The sequence below is a fragment of the Klebsiella sp. HMSC09D12 genome (genome assembly GCF_001808475.1).
In the GTDB taxonomy this organism is placed as follows: Bacteria; Pseudomonadota; Gammaproteobacteria; order Enterobacterales; family Enterobacteriaceae; genus Klebsiella; species Klebsiella oxytoca.
Window position 1 is genome coordinate 26,921 of the sequence record NZ_KV793502.1, and the last position, 17,178, is coordinate 44,098.

At 58.2% G+C, this 17,178-nt stretch carries 14 protein-coding genes; 7 read left to right on the top strand and 7 right to left on the bottom strand.

All coding sequences use genetic code 11. From position 1 onward, the window contains the following. Positions 1-170: 170 nt before the first annotated feature. The 4 genes from HMPREF3178_RS21775 to syd all read right to left on the bottom strand — a co-directional run bounded on the left by HMPREF3178_RS21775 (position 171) and on the right by syd (position 2,917). Positions 171-614, bottom strand: a complete 444-nt coding sequence (locus HMPREF3178_RS21775; protein WP_004105033.1) for a flavodoxin — start codon at positions 612-614, stop codon at positions 171-173. 2 nt (positions 615-616) lie between these two features. Further along, positions 617-1,411, bottom strand: coding sequence for a tRNA pseudouridine(65) synthase TruC (gene truC, locus HMPREF3178_RS21780; RefSeq protein WP_016807600.1), 795 nt, complete (start codon positions 1,409-1,411; stop codon positions 617-619). Further along, positions 1,411-1,740, bottom strand: coding sequence for a YqcC family protein (locus HMPREF3178_RS21785; RefSeq protein WP_017145474.1), 330 nt, complete (start codon positions 1,738-1,740; stop codon positions 1,411-1,413). Before HMPREF3178_RS21785 ends, truC begins: the two co-directional genes overlap by 1 nt. A 631-nt stretch (positions 1,741-2,371) precedes the next feature. After that, complete coding sequence (gene syd / locus HMPREF3178_RS21790; protein WP_004105039.1) at positions 2,372-2,917, bottom strand: SecY-interacting protein; 546 nt, start codon at positions 2,915-2,917, stop codon at positions 2,372-2,374. Positions 2,918-2,986: 69 nt separating this feature from the next. Here syd and queF point away from each other — a divergent pair, with 69 nt between their 5' ends. From queF to HMPREF3178_RS21815, 5 genes are all read left to right on the top strand, one after another. Next, the gene (queF, locus tag HMPREF3178_RS21795) at positions 2,987-3,832 is read left to right on the top strand and encodes an NADPH-dependent 7-cyano-7-deazaguanine reductase QueF (RefSeq protein WP_004114939.1); all 846 of its coding nucleotides are present in this window, start codon (positions 2,987-2,989) and stop codon (positions 3,830-3,832) included. Positions 3,833-3,943: 111 nt separating this feature from the next. Continuing rightward, a complete protein-coding gene (ppnN, locus tag HMPREF3178_RS21800; RefSeq protein ID WP_004105045.1) occupies positions 3,944-5,311 on the top strand; it encodes a nucleotide 5'-monophosphate nucleosidase PpnN in 1,368 nt (455 codons plus the stop codon). Positions 5,312-5,852: 541 nt separating this feature from the next. Beyond that, on the top strand, positions 5,853-7,142 hold the full coding sequence (locus tag HMPREF3178_RS21805) for an HAAAP family serine/threonine permease (protein WP_004105047.1): 1,290 nt from the start codon (positions 5,853-5,855) through the stop codon (positions 7,140-7,142). Between the two features lie 50 nt (positions 7,143-7,192). After that, positions 7,193-8,560 carry an L-serine ammonia-lyase gene (locus HMPREF3178_RS21810; protein WP_004105050.1) on the top strand — a complete coding sequence of 456 codons (1,368 nt, stop codon included), beginning with the start codon at positions 7,193-7,195 and terminating at the stop codon, positions 8,558-8,560. 146 nt (positions 8,561-8,706) lie between these two features. Then, positions 8,707-9,648, top strand: a complete 942-nt coding sequence (locus HMPREF3178_RS21815; protein ID WP_016809760.1) for a sulfonate ABC transporter substrate-binding protein — start codon at positions 8,707-8,709, stop codon at positions 9,646-9,648. A gap of 164 nt (positions 9,649-9,812) precedes the next feature. Here the strand turns inward: HMPREF3178_RS21815 and HMPREF3178_RS21820 are convergent, their stop codons facing one another. The 3 genes from HMPREF3178_RS21820 to ssuD form a co-directional block, all read right to left on the bottom strand. Continuing rightward, complete coding sequence (locus tag HMPREF3178_RS21820; RefSeq protein ID WP_004105053.1) at positions 9,813-11,219, bottom strand: LLM class flavin-dependent oxidoreductase; 1,407 nt, start codon at positions 11,217-11,219, stop codon at positions 9,813-9,815. 75 nt (positions 11,220-11,294) lie between these two features. Then, positions 11,295-12,692: an FAD/NAD(P)-binding protein gene (locus HMPREF3178_RS21825; RefSeq protein ID WP_053064387.1), complete on the bottom strand. Its 1,398-nt coding sequence runs from the start codon at positions 12,690-12,692 to the stop codon at positions 11,295-11,297. Between the two features lie 41 nt (positions 12,693-12,733). After that, the gene (gene ssuD / locus HMPREF3178_RS21830; protein WP_053064388.1) at positions 12,734-13,906 is read right to left on the bottom strand and encodes an FMNH2-dependent alkanesulfonate monooxygenase; all 1,173 of its coding nucleotides are present in this window, start codon (positions 13,904-13,906) and stop codon (positions 12,734-12,736) included. A 271-nt stretch (positions 13,907-14,177) separates the two neighbouring features. On the opposite strand from ssuD, the gene HMPREF3178_RS21835 reads away from it, so the two are divergent. Both HMPREF3178_RS21835 and xni read left to right on the top strand, forming a co-directional pair. Further along, positions 14,178-16,121: a sigma-54-dependent Fis family transcriptional regulator gene (locus HMPREF3178_RS21835; RefSeq protein ID WP_023329995.1), complete on the top strand. Its 1,944-nt coding sequence runs from the start codon at positions 14,178-14,180 to the stop codon at positions 16,119-16,121. 244 nt (positions 16,122-16,365) lie between these two features. After that, positions 16,366-17,121: a flap endonuclease Xni gene (gene xni / locus HMPREF3178_RS21840; RefSeq protein ID WP_004105061.1), complete on the top strand. Its 756-nt coding sequence runs from the start codon at positions 16,366-16,368 to the stop codon at positions 17,119-17,121. Positions 17,122-17,178: the final 57 nt, after the last annotated feature.

Below are 17,178 nucleotides of genomic sequence, written 5' to 3' on the forward strand. Positions count from 1 at the left end.
GGCCGTTTATCTGGCCACTGGCATTTAACATCAGTAAAGAAAGGGGCGCCCTCTAGTGTAGGGAGAGGGCGAAACTTTTAGGAGCTGTGCCGCCAGGGTATTAGCCAAACAGTCTGAGCACCGCCCGAGGGCAAAATGGCAAACAAAATAGCCCTGATGGAATTAGGTTGTTAATCAAGCAGCGACGCCCACTGCGCTACCCATGGGTTAGCAACGCTTTCAGGTTCCGGATCTTCGCTGGCATCGATCGTCAGCATATCGCCAACGCGCGTGCCGCCCTGTTCCTGCAATAACGCATCAAACTTCAAACCGCCGCCGCAGAAGTTAGCGTAGGTGCTATCGCCCAGGGCAATAATTCCATAGCGCAAATGCGGCTGATACATATCTTTGATGCCTTCGTATAAAGGCACAATGCTGTCCGGTAAATCGCCCTGCCCGGTGGTCGATGTCACCACCAGCGCATATTTTCCGGTATACGACTCCCAGTCTTTGACTTCGGGATCTTCAAAGACTTTCGCCTGATGCCCCAGTCCGCTCAAAATAGCCTGCGCCTCTTCGGCGACCAGGAGCGAATTTCCATACATCGTACCGACAAAAATTCCGACTTCTGCCATGACTATCTCCCTGAAGTGACCTGTATCTCTTCATCCTGACCGCAGTCGTCGGCAAACTCAACCCTTTCATTTAACGGGAGAAGGCCGCGCCAGCCAAACTGCGACAGCGCGCGCATCCAGACGTCGTCAAGGCCAGCGCGAATAACCAGCGGTACACCGGTAAAAGGATGCGTTAACGATAGCTGGCTGGCATGAAGCATTAGCCGATCGCAGCCAAAGTGTTCGGCCGCGCTGCGATTCTGCCGCAGATCGCCGTGTTTACTGTCGCCGATAATCGGATGGCGAAGATGGGCAAGATGACGGCGCAGCTGGTGCTTACGTCCGGTTTTCGGTTCCAGCTCCACCAGGCTATAGCGGGTGGTAGGATAACGTCCGGTCGCCACCGGCATTTCTATCGTCGCCAGGCCGCGATAATGGGTGACCGCCGGCTGCGGATCTTTATTTTCGCGGGCGAACTTATCGGCAATTTTATCCAGCTCCTCAACCAGAGGATAATCAAGCTCCGCTTCTTCGCTCAACCAGCCGCGGGCTATCGCATGATAGCGTTTCTGCATTTGATGCTGCTCGAACTGCTGCGACAACAGTCTTCCCGCTTCGCTCGACAGTCCCATTAGCAGCACGCCGGAAGTCGGCCTGTCGAGGCGGTGAGCGGTGAACACGTGCTGGCCTATCTGGTCGCGCACGGTCTGCATCACCACCACTTTTTCATCACGATCCAGCCAGCTACGATGCACCAGCCAGCCCGAAGGCTTGTTCACCGCTACCAGCCACGGGTCCTGATATAAAATCTCCAGCATCAGGCGTCGCCGCCGGCAAACAGCGCATCCAGCAGAAGCAGCTCGGTAAGCACCCGCTCGCGCACGGGATGAGCATTATCCAGGGCCATCTCATAGTAGGGGGCAACGGCGAAATTTTGCGGCAGCGGCATGCCGCTTTCCAGAAGCTGATGCATGCGCGGTATTAATACCCACTGCAGCCATTCAAGCGGCTCCATGGTGTCGAGGCAAAACGGCTGTTCGCTGGCAAACGCGCGGCTGTCGGGAGCGCTATCCTGCCAGTGTTCCGTTTCGCGCAGCAGCGCTTCAATGGCGAGCAGGCGCTCGCGCACGCGATGGTCAAGAGTCATGGGAAACCTCGATGAGTTGAAAACCGGCGCAGAATAGCAAATTCAGAAGAGAAATAAAAAAAGGGAGCACTGTATAAACAGTGCTCCCGGTTCGTTTTGCAGCAATCCAGCTACATTGGTGCTCCCTGCTCGTCCTTGAAAACTTTTCCTGAGGTCTCCTGACCATGTTCATCCGTAAACTGTTGCATCCTGCTTTCACACCACCCCGATGTGAAATAACTCATCCGTAAGTCTATCCCGATCTTCCTGATCCACCGGGCATCCTGACCGGCTCTCTTTCTCCTTCCTGGAGGTGTCCTTTACGCAATCCTGCGCTATCCTGTGCTTCATCCTGAAGCCTGTCCTTGCGACGCCGTCCTGGCGGGTCCTCTCGAAGCGTCATCATCCTGATGTTCACTTCATTTATCGACTCCCTGTCGACGTGTATAGAATCCCTGATTCCGCCCCGTCTTACAACCCTTGTTAAGACAATATCTTAAGATTTATCGTCTTCATGATGAATCATAAAACCATTAACCATTTGAAATTAATGTATTTTATTGAAATAGTATTTGCAGGGGATCGCCTCAAATGATGACGATCTCTTACAGGTCTTGTAAGAGATCTCTCACAAAAGCTCAGGAACTTTAGATTACAGAACGGGCTTAAGGGAATTAAGGAAACTCGCAAGCGAGGGAGAAAGGGTCGTACGTTTACGGGTCCCGAGCGTTTCTTTGATCACTTCGCCGCTCATATTACAGACCGAAATGACGTCCAGTTCGCTGTCCAGCGTGGCGATAAACAGCGTGGGAGACAGCTTCAAACGCTTTTGCACCAGCAGATGGCCAATCAGATTTTCCTGCACCCGCTGGAAGTCGTCCGGACTCCAGGTTTGCAGCAGCGTCATGCTCTCATCGGCAAAACGTGCCTGCATATCGCCGGCAAACTGAGTGGTATAATAAGCATGAAGCGGTTGTTGTACCACAATCTCCAGCGCCCGTTCAACCGCGTTAATGTTTTGTTCTAAAGAAAACGGCTGCGGCTGCCAGAAAACGCCATCATCATCCGTGGCGCTGATGCACGGCGACGGAATGCCGTAAAGCTCTTCGCTACGCGGCAGGCTGGAGCGCTGCTGCTGCCACGCCTCACAATAACGTTGGGTAAATGCTTGTAGCGCTTCTGCGGTTTGCTGATCCACCGGTTTCTCTCTTCACGTTAGACAGGATACACTTGGCATATAGTGTAACCGCTTTAACTATGGTGAAACATGTCTTCTTACGATAACCACCAGGCGCTCGCCGGCCTGACGCTCGGTAAATCAACCGATTACCGCGATACTTACGACGCCAGCCTGCTTCAGGGCGTACCGCGCAGCCTGAACCGCGATCCGCTGGGCCTGCACGCCGATAGCCTGCCGTTTCACGGCGCCGATATCTGGACGCTGTATGAACTCTCCTGGCTGAATGCGAAAGGCCTGCCGCAGGTTGCCGTGGGCCACGTTGAGCTCAGCGACACGACCGTGAATCTGGTGGAATCAAAAAGCTTTAAGCTCTATCTCAATAGCTTTAACCAGACGCGTTTTGCCGACTGGCAGGAGGTCGAGGCGACGCTGGCGCGCGATCTCAGCGCCTGTGCGCAAGGGGAAGTCAAGGTGTCGCTGTATCGCCTCGATGAACTCGAAGGCCAGCCGGTGGCGCATCTGCACGGCACCTGTATTGACGATCAGGATATTGAAATTGATAACTATCAGTTCAGCGCTGATTACCTGCAGGATGCCGCTGGCGGTAAAGTGGTTGAAGAGACGCTGGTCAGCCATTTACTGAAATCCAACTGCCTGATTACCCACCAGCCCGACTGGGGTTCGGTACAGATCCGCTATCGCGGGGCAAAAATCGATCGCGAAAAGCTGCTGCGCTATCTGGTTTCGTTCCGCCATCACAACGAATTCCACGAACAGTGCGTAGAGCGCATCTTCAGCGATATTCAGCGTTTCTGCCAGCCGGAAGCCCTTTCCGTTTATGCGCGCTATACGCGGCGCGGCGGCCTGGACATCAACCCGTGGCGCAGCAACACCGATTTTGTTCCGGCCATCGGCCGCCTCGCTCGCCAATAGTAAACATTTTCACAATTTGCGTGCGTTAACCCGCGCGCAAGGTTGTGAAAACGCCATCAGCAGGGCTATTGTAATCACAGGAAGACGATAATCGTCCTGTAAGGAGTTCACTTGATTACACATGTTAGCCCGCTTGGTTCAATGGATATGCTGTCGCAGCTGGAAGTGGATATGCTTAAACGCACCGCCAGCAGTGACCTGTATCAACTCTTTCGTAACTGCTCGCTTGCTGTGCTCAACTCGGGGAGCCTGACCGATAACAGCAAGGAGCTCCTGTCTCGTTTTGAAAACTTCGATATTAACGTGCTGCGTCGCGAACGCGGCGTGAAGCTGGAACTGATTAACCCGCCGGAAGATGCTTTCGTTGACGGGCGTATTATCCGTTCCCTGCAGGCCAACCTGTTTGCCGTACTGCGCGATATCCTGTTTGTCTACGGCCAGATCCATAACACCGTCCGCTTCCCGAATCTCGATCTTGAAAGCTCGGTGCATATCACCAACCTGGTGTTCTCTATTTTGCGCAACGCCCGCGCCCTGCACGTCGGCGAAGCGCCAAATATGATTGTCTGCTGGGGCGGCCACTCGATTAACGAAAACGAATATCTCTACGCTCGCCGCGTCGGCACTCAGCTGGGCCTGCGTGAGCTGAATATCTGTACCGGCTGCGGGCCGGGCGCCATGGAAGCGCCGATGAAAGGCGCAGCCGTCGGCCACGCGCAGCAGCGCTACAGAGACAGCCGCTTTATCGGCATGACCGAGCCGTCCATTATCGCCGCCGAGCCGCCTAACCCGCTGGTCAACGAGCTGATCATCATGCCGGATATCGAGAAACGTCTGGAAGCCTTCGTGCGCATCGCTCACGGCATTATCATCTTCCCGGGCGGCGTAGGTACAGCGGAAGAGCTGCTCTATCTGCTGGGCATTTTGATGCATCCGTCGAACAAGTCGCAGGTTCTGCCGCTGATTCTTACCGGGCCAAAAGAGAGCGCCGATTATTTCCGCGTGCTGGATGAGTTTATCGTCCATACGCTGGGCGAATCCGCCCGTCGCCACTATCGCATTATCGTTGACGACGCCGCTGAAGTAGCCCGCCAGATGAAAAAAGCAATGCCGATGGTGAAAGAGAATCGTCGCGAGACCGGCGATGCTTACAGCTTCAACTGGTCGATGCGCATTGCTCCGGATCTGCAGATGCCGTTCGATCCTACCCATGAGAATATGGCCAATCTCAAACTCTATCCGGACCAGCCGGTAGAAGTGCTGGCAGCGGATCTCCGCCGCGCCTTCTCCGGTATCGTCGCTGGTAACGTCAAAGAGGTGGGCATCCAGGCTATCGAAAAATTCGGTCCGTATAAAATTCACGGCGACCCGGCAATGATGCGCCGCATGGACGATCTGCTGCAGGGCTTCGTCGCTCAGCATCGTATGAAGCTGCCGGGCGGCACCGCCTATATCCCCTGCTACGAAATCTGTTCCTGAGTTCTCTTCTGTTCTTCTCCCGGGCAGCGGTTCGCGCTCTGCCCGGGCAACGCTTCCTCGCCAGGCCACAGTACTGCTGCCTCGCTCATCACTCAGCGCGTATTATTTCCAAATGATTCATTTACTTTGTGAATTTTCCAGATGCATTTTTACAAAGCCAATCGTTTGCGTTTCCAAATACAGCAATAAATATCACCAGGAAAAACGCCTTTTAACGTAAAAATGTCGATAACATCGCATTTTTACAGTAAAAACCTCGTTATTACGTCACACCACTATTATCTCATATGCTGAAAATGATAGCCTCCGCACCACAATTCTCTGGCTGATCACCAGAAACAGGCTGTTGGACTAAAAATACGCACATTAAAAGTGGATTATTGCATTTGGGATCGCGATCACTGATGCATTCACCATATAAATGTATCTTCCCGCACCAATTGTTACGGAGAAAATGCCTAAAAAACCGTACACAAACGAATTTCATATTATTTAGTCGTTTTTTTTCATTAGATTTTGTTGCTTCCTCCAGGAGATACAGATGGAAACCACTCAAACCAGCACCATCGTTACGGATGCTACCCGTAGCGGTTGGCGTAAGACGGACACCATGTGGATGCTGGGCCTGTACGGCACGGCTATCGGCGCGGGCGTACTGTTCCTGCCGATCAACGCCGGCGTCGGCGGTATGATCCCGCTGATCATCATGGCGATTCTGGCCTTTCCGATGACCTTCTTCGCCCACCGCGGAATGACCCGTTTCGTGCTGTCCGGTAAGAACCCGGGCGAAGACATCACCGAAGTCGTCGAGGAGCACTTCGGCGTCGGCGCAGGTAAACTGATTACCCTGCTTTACTTTTTCGCCATCTACCCGATTCTGCTGGTATACAGCGTGGCGATCACCAATACCGTCGAAAGCTTTATGGCGCACCAGTTGCACATAACGCCGCCGCCGCGCGCCATTCTTTCCCTGATTCTGATTGTCGGCATGATGACTATCGTGCGCTTCGGCGAGCAGATGATCGTCAAAGCGATGAGCGTGCTGGTATTCCCGTTCGTGGTCGCGCTGATGATTCTGGCTCTGTACCTGATCCCGCAGTGGAACGGCGCGGCGCTGGAAACCCTCTCCCTGAGTAGCGCTACCGCCACCGGCAACGGCCTGTGGATGACCCTGTGGCTGGCAATACCGGTGATGGTATTCTCTTTTAACCACTCGCCGATCATCTCCTCCTTCGCCGTTGCTAAACGCGAAGAGTACGGCGAAGGCGCTGAGAAAAAATGCTCCAGCATTCTGGCCCGCGCGCACATTATGATGGTACTGACCGTTATGTTCTTCGTCTTCAGCTGCGTACTGAGCCTCTCCCCGGCGGATCTGGCGGCGGCAAAAGAGCAGAACATCTCGATTCTGTCTTACCTGGCGAACCACTTTAACGCGCCAATCATCGCCTGGATGGCGCCGATCATCGCGATGATCGCCATCACTAAATCCTTCCTCGGCCACTATCTGGGCGCTCGCGAAGGCTTTAACGGCATGGTGATTAAATCCCTGCGCGGTAAAGGCAAGTCCATCGAAATCAACAAACTGAACAAAATCACTGCCCTGTTCATGCTGGTCACCACCTGGATTGTGGCAACGCTGAACCCAAGCATCCTCGGGATGATCGAAACCCTGGGCGGCCCGATCATTGCGATGATTCTGTTTCTGATGCCGATGTACGCCATTCAGAAAGTCCCGGCTATGCGCAAATACAGCGGCCACGTCAGCAACGTTTTCGTGGTGATTATGGGCCTGATTGCTATCTCCGCGATTTTCTACTCTCTGTTTAGCTAATATCCCCGCGCCGCCTGACGGCGGCGCTCCCCGACAGCACTGGATGCATCATGATCAGCGTATTCGATATTTTTAAAATCGGCATTGGCCCTTCCAGCTCCCACACCGTTGGACCGATGAAAGCGGGCAAACAATTCACGGACGATCTTATTGAGCGCGGGCTGCTCTCCGAGGTGACCAAAGTCATCGTCGATGTCTACGGCTCCCTTTCCCTGACCGGTAAAGGCCACCATACCGACATCGCGATTATTATGGGCCTGGCGGGCAACCTGCCGGATACCGTCGACATTGACGCTATCCCCAGTTTTATCCAGGACGTCAACACCCATGGCCGCCTGATGCTGGCAAACGGCCAGCAGGAAGTGGCGTTCCCGGTCGATCAGTGCATGAATTTCCATGCCGACAATCTGTCGCTGCATGAGAACGGCATGCGAATTACCGCCCTCGCCGGCGACCAGGTTCTCTACAGCCAGACGTACTACTCCATCGGCGGCGGGTTTATCGTCGACGAAGCGCATTTCGGCGTCACCCGCGAAGCGCCGGTCGCCGTACCTTTTCCATATAAAAACGCCGCCGACCTCCAGCGCCACTGCCGTGAAAGCGGGCTGTCGCTTTCCGGTCTGATGATGCAAAACGAGCTGGCGCTGCACAGTAAAGAAGCGCTGGAACAGCACTTTGCCGCCGTCTGGGAAGTGATGAGCAGCGGCATTGAACGCGGCATCACCACCGAGGGCGTTCTGCCGGGCAAGCTGCGGGTTCCCCGCCGCGCCGCCGCGCTGCGCCGGATGCTGGTAAGCCAGGACAACACCAGCAGCGACCCGATGGCGGTCGTTGACTGGATTAATATGTTCGCCCTGGCGGTTAACGAAGAGAACGCCGCCGGCGGACGCGTCGTGACCGCACCAACCAACGGCGCCTGCGGCATCGTGCCTGCGGTACTGGCCTACTACGACAAATTTATCCGCAAAGTGAACGCCAACTCGCTGGCGCGCTATATGCTGGTCGCCAGCGCCATTGGCTCACTTTATAAGATGAACGCCTCGATTTCCGGCGCTGAAGTGGGCTGCCAGGGCGAAGTCGGCGTTGCCTGTTCAATGGCTGCAGCCGGACTGGCGGAACTGCTGGGCGGCAGCCCGGGCCAGGTGTGCATCGCCGCCGAAATCGGTATGGAGCACAACCTCGGTCTGACCTGCGACCCGGTCGCCGGTCAGGTGCAGGTGCCGTGCATCGAGCGTAACGCTATCGCTGCGGTTAAAGCGGTCAACGCCGCGCGCATGGCGCTGCGCCGCACCAGCGAGCCGCGGGTGTGCCTCGATAAAGTCATCGAGACCATGTACGAAACGGGCAAAGATATGAATGCCAAATATCGTGAAACCTCACGCGGCGGCCTGGCCATGAAGATTGTCGCCTGCGATTAACACCCCCTCCCGGTATGCTGCGGCATGCCGGGTTTCCTTCCCCTGCCCTCCCCCTTCATTTATGTTATATAAATGATAATTTAGTTATTTATTAGTTATAAAGACGATTTGTTACCTTACGGTAAACCGCTCAAGGAGAACAAATCATGCTCAGACTGTCTCGTCCGGCGCTGCTGCTCATGCTGGCTGGCGTATCCGCTTCCGCGCTGGCGAAAACGCCGGAAACCGTCAATATCGGCTATCAGAAAGCCAATATCTTCGCGCTGCTGAAATATCGCGGCACCCTCGATGAAACGTTTAAAAAGCAGGGCATCGCCGTGCGCTGGATTGAATTCCCCGCCGGGCCGCAAATGCTGGAAGGGCTGAACGTCGGCAGCATCGACCTCGCCGCAACCGGCGATGCGCCGCCGGCCTTTGCCCAGGCGGCGAAGGCAGATCTGGTCTACTTAGCCCACTCGCCGGCGAATCCAAAAACCGAGGCCATCGTAGTGGCGGAAAACTCGGCGATTAAGAGCGTGGCCGACCTTAAGGGCAAGCGCGTGGGGCTCAACAAAGGCTCCGACGTAAACTACCTGCTGGTGGCTGCGCTGGAGAAAGCCGGATTAAGCTATAAAGATATCACTCCGGTCTATTTGCCGCCTGCCGACGCCCGCGCCGCCTTCCAGCGCGGCGCGATTGACGCATGGGTTATCTGGGATCCGTTCCTCGCCGAGGTGGAAACAAACGCCAAAGCCCGACAGATCCGCAATGCCGAAGGGCTGGTACCGCACTATACCTTCTACCTGGCCAGCCGCAAATTTGCCGACGCTTATCCTGAAACCGCGAAGCAGGTGGTCGATGAACTGGGTAAACTGAGCGAATGGGCCAACAGCCATCAGGACGATGCCGCCGGGATCCTCTCGGCTTCTACCGGGCTGGATAAGGCTATCTGGCTGAAGACGCTGGCGCGCCTGCCCTATGGCGCCGAGCGGATGACGCCTGCAGTCTATAACGAGCAGCAGGCGCTGGCGGACACTTTCACCCGCATCGGTCTGCTACCGGTGAAGGTGGACGTCCGCAGCGCGACCTGGTCGCTGGATAAGCAGTAAGCTTTCCCTTCCCGGGTCCGGCGCCAGCGCCTTACCCGGGCTATCGATCCGCAGACATCGGTGGACCCGTAGCCCGGACAGGCGCGTCAAGCGCCGCCTCCGGGAAAAACCTACCGCCCCACAGTTCAGTCCCCCGCCCTTCGGGGAGAGGGGGACCAGCAAAATTAACTCACCTTCTCTTCGCTCCCGACCGCCACCCGCGCGCCGTGGCGATAGCCTGCACCCGGATGCGGCGCAGCCAGCCGCGGGCCGGCGCCGAACAGCTTCTCGCGCAGGGTTCCTTCGCGATACTCCTGCTTAAACACGCCGCGCTTTTGCAGCTCCGGGACCAGTAAATCCACCACGTCGCGGAAGGTTTCGTGGGTCACCGCATAGGCGAGATTAAACCCATCGACGTCGGTCTCTTCGACCCAGGACTGCAGCTCATCGGCGACCGTCTGTGGACTGCCGACCACCAGCGGCCCGAAGCCGCCAATCCCCGCCCAGTCCGCCAGCTTCTGCACGGTCCACTGGCTGTTCGGATCGGCAGTGGAAAACGCCTCCACCATCGACTGAATCGCATTGGTATGCAGATACTCCAGCACCTGGTCCGGCTGATACTGGCCAAGGTCGATACCGGTCCAGCCGGAGAGCAGCGCCAGCGCCCCTTCGTAGCTGACGTACGGTTTATACTCCTGCCATTTAGCCTGGGCTTCACGGTCGGTTTCGCCGACGATGACCGTCTGCATATTGAAGATCAGGATGCTGCGCGGATCGCGCCCGGCTTCCTCGGCGCGACGGCGAATATCCGCCACCGTCTTTTTCAGCAGTACCTTCGACGGCGCGCCGACAAATACGCACTCCGCGTGGCCGGCGGCGAACTGCTTGCCGCGGCTGGAGGCGCCCGCCTGATAGAGCACCGGCGTACGCTGCGGCGACGGCTCACAAAGGTGGATCCCCGGTACCGAGAAGAAGTTCCCCTGATGGTTGATCGGATGAATTTTTCGCGGATCGCTGAAGATCTTGCGCTCCCTGTCGCGCAGCACCGCGCCGTCTTCCCAGCTGCCTTCCAGCAGTTTATAGACCACCTCCAGGTATTCATCGGCGTAGTCGTAGCGGGCGTCATGGTCGGTCTGCGCTTTTTGCCCAATGTTCCGCGCCCCGCTCTCCAGATAGGAAGTCACGATATTCCAGCCCACCCGCCCCTTCGTCAGATGGTCGAGGGTCGAAAGACGGCGGGCGAACGGATAGGGATGCTCAAAGGAGAGCGAAGCGGTCAGGCCGAATCCCAGATGCTCCGTCACCAGCGCCATCGGCGTAATCAGCGCCAGCGGATCGTTGACCGGCACCTGCGCCGCCTGGCGGATCGCCGCATCGCCGTTGCCGTTCAGCACATCATAAACGCCCAGCACATCGGCGATAAATAGCCCGTCAAACTTGCCGCGCTCCAGCAGACGCGCCAGGTCGACCCAATACTCGAGATCTTTATACTGCCAGGAGCGGTCGCGCGGATGGGCCCACAGCCCCGGCGACTGATGGCCGACGCAGTTCATATCAAAAGCGTTCAGACGAATTTCACGTTGTGATGACATAGCGCTTCTCCACGGCGCGCCCCGCTGTCGGGCCGCGCGCATAATCAGTTAAGGGAATCAGGGGATAAAAGGCGTTCAGAACGCCGGACATCGGACGGATTGTTTGACGCCCAGAGTCTGCAGCGCTTCGGCGGCCACGTCAGCGGCATGGTCAGCCACCTGCGGTAGCCCCATCAGCTCTCCGAAGCGGGCCCGCGCGGCAGGGCCGGAAACCAGTAGTTTGGGATTAGCTCGCCCTTCCCGGCCAATGGCCCGCGAGCGAAGATCGACGTCCAGGCCGAGGCCGAACGCGTCGGCGCGAATCAGCCCATCCTGGCTTAGCTGGCGCAGCAGCGGCTGGCTATCGGTCAGCGCCCCGTGCGCCGGGCCGGTGGTTAAAATAACGTGGTCAGCGCTCACCCGCTGTGCTTCACCGTACCGGAGCGCCAGGGTTAACGTCAGCCTTTGCGCATCGCCTTCCAGCGCCGTCAGCCGGGCCGCCAGTACTCGCAGGCTGCCGTCGCGCTGGCGCTGCTCAAGGACCCCGGCGACCTGCGGAGCGATACGGTAGCGGTGAACGTCCCAGTAGCTGCGCAAATGACGCAAGAAGCGCTGGCGATCGGCGACCGTCAACCCCTGCCAGATGCGTTGTCCCTGATTACGTACCGCGTCCATCACCACCTGCCAGGCCAGCCCCTGCTGCTCCGCGCGAGCGATATCCTCGCGGATCTGCCGCAGCCGCTGGCGCAGCGATCCGCGATCGTATTCGCCAGGCCAGGGGTCACCGCTGCCGCTCAGGTTGCTGCGGGACAGCAGCCCGCGGCGTGAAAATGCGGTTATCGGCCCCCGATGGCCCAGCCGCGTCAGGGTGGCAACGGTATCCGCCATCGTCAGGCCGGTGCCCACGATCGAGACGCTCGCTTCCGGTGCGATAGCTTCCAGCACGCCCGCTCGCCAGGGATTAGCAATGAGCGCCGGATGAGTCGCAAACGGCATCGTCAGCGTCGGCAGAGAGGGGGGCGGATGGCTAATGGCCAGCACCAGTAGATCGGCCGACAGTCGCCGACCGCTGTCGGTAACGACCTCGCCATGATGAATGCTCAGCGCCTGCTCGCGCAGATGCGTCAGCCGCCCTGCGCTGGCGCGCGCCTCCTCAGCGAAACGCTGGGCGACGTAGCGGCCAAACTGGCCGCGCTGCGGATAAACCGCGCCATCCTCCAGCAGCGCCTGCGGATCTTCTGCAAAAGCAGGCTGGCTGCGGTACCAGCGATCGAACGCGCCCTCCTCTTCACCGGCAAGCTGCATTCGCGCGGCGGGAACGTTGATTCTGTGGCTCGGTTCGGTCGTGGAGTAGGCCACGCCCGCGCCGGGCACCTCGCGCGGCTCCAGCAGCGTGACCCGCACGCCAACCGGCGCCAGGCGCAGGAGATGAATCGCCACCGCCGCGCCGCTAAATCCGCCGCCGACAATCACCACGTGCGGTTCAGTTTGCATAGCCCACCGCCTTCAGAAACCTGTGCAACATACGGTCCCCCTCAGCTTGCGCTCACCTGTTTCACCGGACGTTTATCGCCGCCGATAGTTTCGCCGAACGGGCCGGTATTGACGCTACGCGCCTTCGGCTGCTCATGGCCTGCCAGCGGCAATAACGGCATGACCAGGTCGGCAAAGCGATGGGCCTCTTCCAGATGCGGATAGCCGGAGAAGATAAAGTTGGTGATACCGAGCGCCTGATATTCACGGATGCGTTCTGCTACCTGCTGCGGATTGCCAACCAGCGCCGTTCCGGCCCCGCCGCGCACCAGCCCCACGCCCGCCCACAGATTCGGGGCAATACGCAGATTGTCGCGCGATCCTTTATGCAGCGAACTCATTCGCGCCTGGCCGGTAGAGTCCATACGGGCAAAAATTTTCTGCGCCTGGGCGATAGTCTCGTCGTCAAGATGAGAAATCAGCCGATCGGCGGCGGCCCACGCCTCTTCTTCGGTTTCGCGAACAATCACGTGCAAACGAATCCCGTACTGCAGCGTACGGCCCCGGGCGGCGGCGCGCTCGCGCACCATAGCCAGCTTTTCGGCCACCAGCGCCGGCGGCTCGCCCCAGGTCAGGTAGGTATCAATTTGATCGGCGGCGACGTCGATGGCCTCCTCGGACGATCCGCCAAAGTAAAGCGGCGGGCCGTTTTCCTGCACCGGTGGAAACAGCACTTCAGCGCCTTCCACGTGGATATGCTCACCGCGATAGTCCACCTTTTCACCTTGCAGCAGGCGCGAGTAGACGTCGAGAAATTCGCGGGTCACCTGATAGCGTTCGCCGTGGCTGAGGAAAATGCCGTCGCCTTTGTTCTCCACCGGATCGCCACCGGTAACGACGTTAATCAGCAGCCGGCCGCCCGACAGGCGATCGAGCGTCGCCGCCATTCTCGCCGCCAGCGTTGGCGGCTGCAGGCCAGGACGAACGGCCACCAGATAGCGCAGGCGGCGGGTCAGCGGCGCCAGGGCCGATGCCACCAGCCATGAGTCTTCACAGCTTTTCCCCGTCGGGATCAGCACCCCGTAGTAGCCGAGACTGTCGGCCGCCAGCGCCACCTGCTGCAGGTAAGGCAGGTCAACCGGGCGGCCGCCTTCTGCGGTACCCAGATAGCGGCCATCGCCGTGGGTAGGCAGAAACCAGAACACATTGATTTTATCGTCGGTTTTTTGCGTCATTATCCATTTCCTATATAACCATATCCGATATTTATCGAAGAGATGTTTTAATTTGGTTATATGAGTGTTAGCGATAATCATGCCAATGGTGAATAAAAAATTTACATATTTAAATCATGGAGTTAAATAAAAGTTAGTTTTATAACGCTGTCGCAAATGCAGCAGCCAATGCGTTCAGGCTGCCGCCTTTGCAGCAGCACGACAGGTTTGCCCTCTGGTTTCCGTCTCCGGCACAGGATAAGTTCAGGACATCACATACCGGAGGTCACCCATGCTGAATCCGCAAACCCCAGCCGCCACGCCCGCGCTCATCGATCCGGCGTCAAAAGCCTTTCAGAGCCTGCTGGATAAACTGGCCCCCACCGAAGCGACCGTGCTGATCGTCGGCGAAACCGGTACTGGTAAAGAGGTTGTCGCCCGCTATCTGCATCATCATAGTCCGCGTCGTCAGCGGCCGTTTCTCGCCGTTAACTGCGGCGCGCTCAGCGAAAGCCTGGCGGAAGCGGAGCTGTTCGGCCATGAAAAAGGCGCGTTTACCGGCGCGGTGCAAAGCCATCCCGGCTGGTTCGAAGCGGCAGACGGCGGCACGCTGCTGCTGGATGAAATCGGCGAACTTAGCCTGGCGCTCCAGGTGAAGCTCTTGCGCGTCCTGCAGGAACGCGAAATTACCCGCGTCGGCTCGCGTAAAGCGATTAAGGTCGATGTCCGGGTGATCGCCGCCACCCATGTAGACCTGATGCAGGCTATCCGCGAGCGTCGTTTCCGCGAAGACCTCTACTATCGCCTGAATATCGCCATCGTCCCGCTGCCGCCGCTGCGCCAGCGCCGCCAGGATATTCCCGTTCTGGCGGACCATTTCCTTACGCTCTACGCCCGCCGCCTGGGTCGGCCGGTTCGTCGTCTGGCCCCGGAGACGCTGGCAAGGCTGATGGAGTACCCCTGGCCGGGCAATATTCGCGAACTTGAGAACACTCTGCATAATGCGGTATTGCTGAGTAAAGAAGAGGAGATCGCCCCCGCTCAGCTCCGGTTAACCACCCTAAGCGACGCCTCACCGGCGGTAAGCGATAACGAACTGGACGACTTTATTCGTCATCAACTCTCCCTGCCGGGCGAGCCGCTGTGGGAAAGGGTCACCGGGGCGTTGATTCGCGGCGCGATGGCGCAATGCGACGATAACCAAAGCCAGGCCGCAGCGCTGCTCGGCATTAGCCGCCACACGCTGCGCACGCAGCTGGCCAATTTTGGCATCATTAAAAGCCGCCGCCGCCAGGAACCCCTCTTCGGAGCGGCGGTCAATAACGTTTCTCGCGATCGGGAACTGCGCATCGGCTTCCAGCGTTTTGGCAATCTTGGCATTCTGAAGGCGCGGCAAAGTCTGGAGAAAGCCTTTGCCAGCCGCGGCGTCAGCGTGCTGTGGAGCGAGTTTCCCGCCGGGCCGCAGCTCCTGCACGCGCTGGCCTGCGATGAAATCGACTTTGGCACCACCGGCGAAGCACCGCCGGTTTTCGCTCAGGCCAATAATAGCGAGCTGGTCTACGTCGCCTGGGAACCGCCCGCGCCGCAAAGCGTGGCCATGGTCGTCCCACAGCACAGCGACATTCGCACCATTGCCGACCTGCGCGGCAAGCGTATCGCGCTGAATAAAGGTTCGAACGTGCACTGGCTGCTGCTGCATATTCTGGAAGAGGCTGGGCTGGGATTAAACGACGTTAAAGTGGTCTATATTCCGCCGAAATATCCGCTGACCGCCAGCGACTACCTGGCGGTAGACGCCTGGATGATGTGGGATCCGCTGCTTAGCGACGCGGAAGATAGCGGCGAATTACGGGTAGTAGCCAGCGGCGAGGGGCGCGTCAACAACCATCAGTTCTATCTGTCGCGCCGCGACTACGCCAGCCGCAATAGCGATATTATGCAGCGGCTATTCGCCGAGCTGGCGCAGACCGGGCAGTTTATCGACCAGCATCGGGAAGAAGCCGCGGAGCTGCTCTCCGCCGAGCTGGGTCTTAACGCCGCTTCTCTGACGCGAGCCCTGGCGCGCCGCAGCCATCGCCCGCGCACAATGGACCTTAAAGTGATTCGCGCCCAGCAAAGTATCGCCGATCGGTTTTACGCGCTGGGCCTTATCAACAAACCGGTTTCAGTGCGCGAAGCCGTATGGTACGGCGAAGCCACCAATAGCGATCTCGGCCTGCTGATGCACGTCGATTAGCCGGAAACTGCGAGTCATCTTCCTGATTTTCCAGGCGCCAATAGCCTCATCCGCGCGGCGATGTTACCCTAAAAAGCATTGAGAACAGGAACCTAACCCACCAGGCATCATCGTTGCAGACAGTTTGGCCCGAAGAGCGTGCAGAAGCCGGAGCGTAGAGGTAGTACGTGAGGCTTTTGCGCACTGTCCGGCGTCAAACCAGCAAATAAAATAGCCTGATGGGCCAGGTTTTAAGGGGAGAATCGTGGCCGTTCATTTACTCATCGTCGACGCACTTAATCTGATTCGCCGCATCCACGCGGTGCAGGGTTCACCCTGCGTCGATACCTGCTTACATGCCCTCGAGCAGCTGGTGCTCCATAGCCAGCCGACCCACGTGGTGGCGGTATTTGATGACGAAGATCGCGGCCACGGCTGGCGGCACCAGCGCCTGCCCGATTATAAAGCCGGGCGCGCGCCGATGCCGGAAACCCTCGAGGCGGAAATGCCGGCGCTGCGGGCGGCATTTGAGCAGCGCGGGTTTCGTTGCTGGGCGCTCAGCGGCAGCGAAGCCGACGATCTTGCCGCGACTCTGGCGGTTAAGGTGGCGCAGGCCGGGCACCAGGCGACCATCGTTTCAACCGACAAAGGCTACTGCCAGCTACTGTCGCCGACGATCCGCATCCGCGACTATTTCCAGAAGCGCTGGCTCGACGCGCCGTTTATCGCCAAAGAGTTCGGCGTGACGCCGGAGCAGCTACCCGACTACTGGGGGCTGGCGGGCATCAGCAGCTCCAGGGTTCCCGGCGTGGCGGGCATTGGGCCCAAAAGCGCAGCCCAGTTATTAACCGATTTTCAGGATCTGGAAGGGATCTACGCCCGGCTGGCGGACGTGCCGGAGAAGTGGCGTAAAAAGCTGGAAGAACACAAAGAGATGGCCTTCACCTGCCGGGAAATCGCGCGCCTGCAAACCGATTTACAGCTGGATGGCAACCTGCAGCAGCTGCGGCTGGCACGATAGCATCAGGCTACGGAGCGTCCAGCTTCCCGGAGGCGATGCTGCGCATCTGTCCGGGCT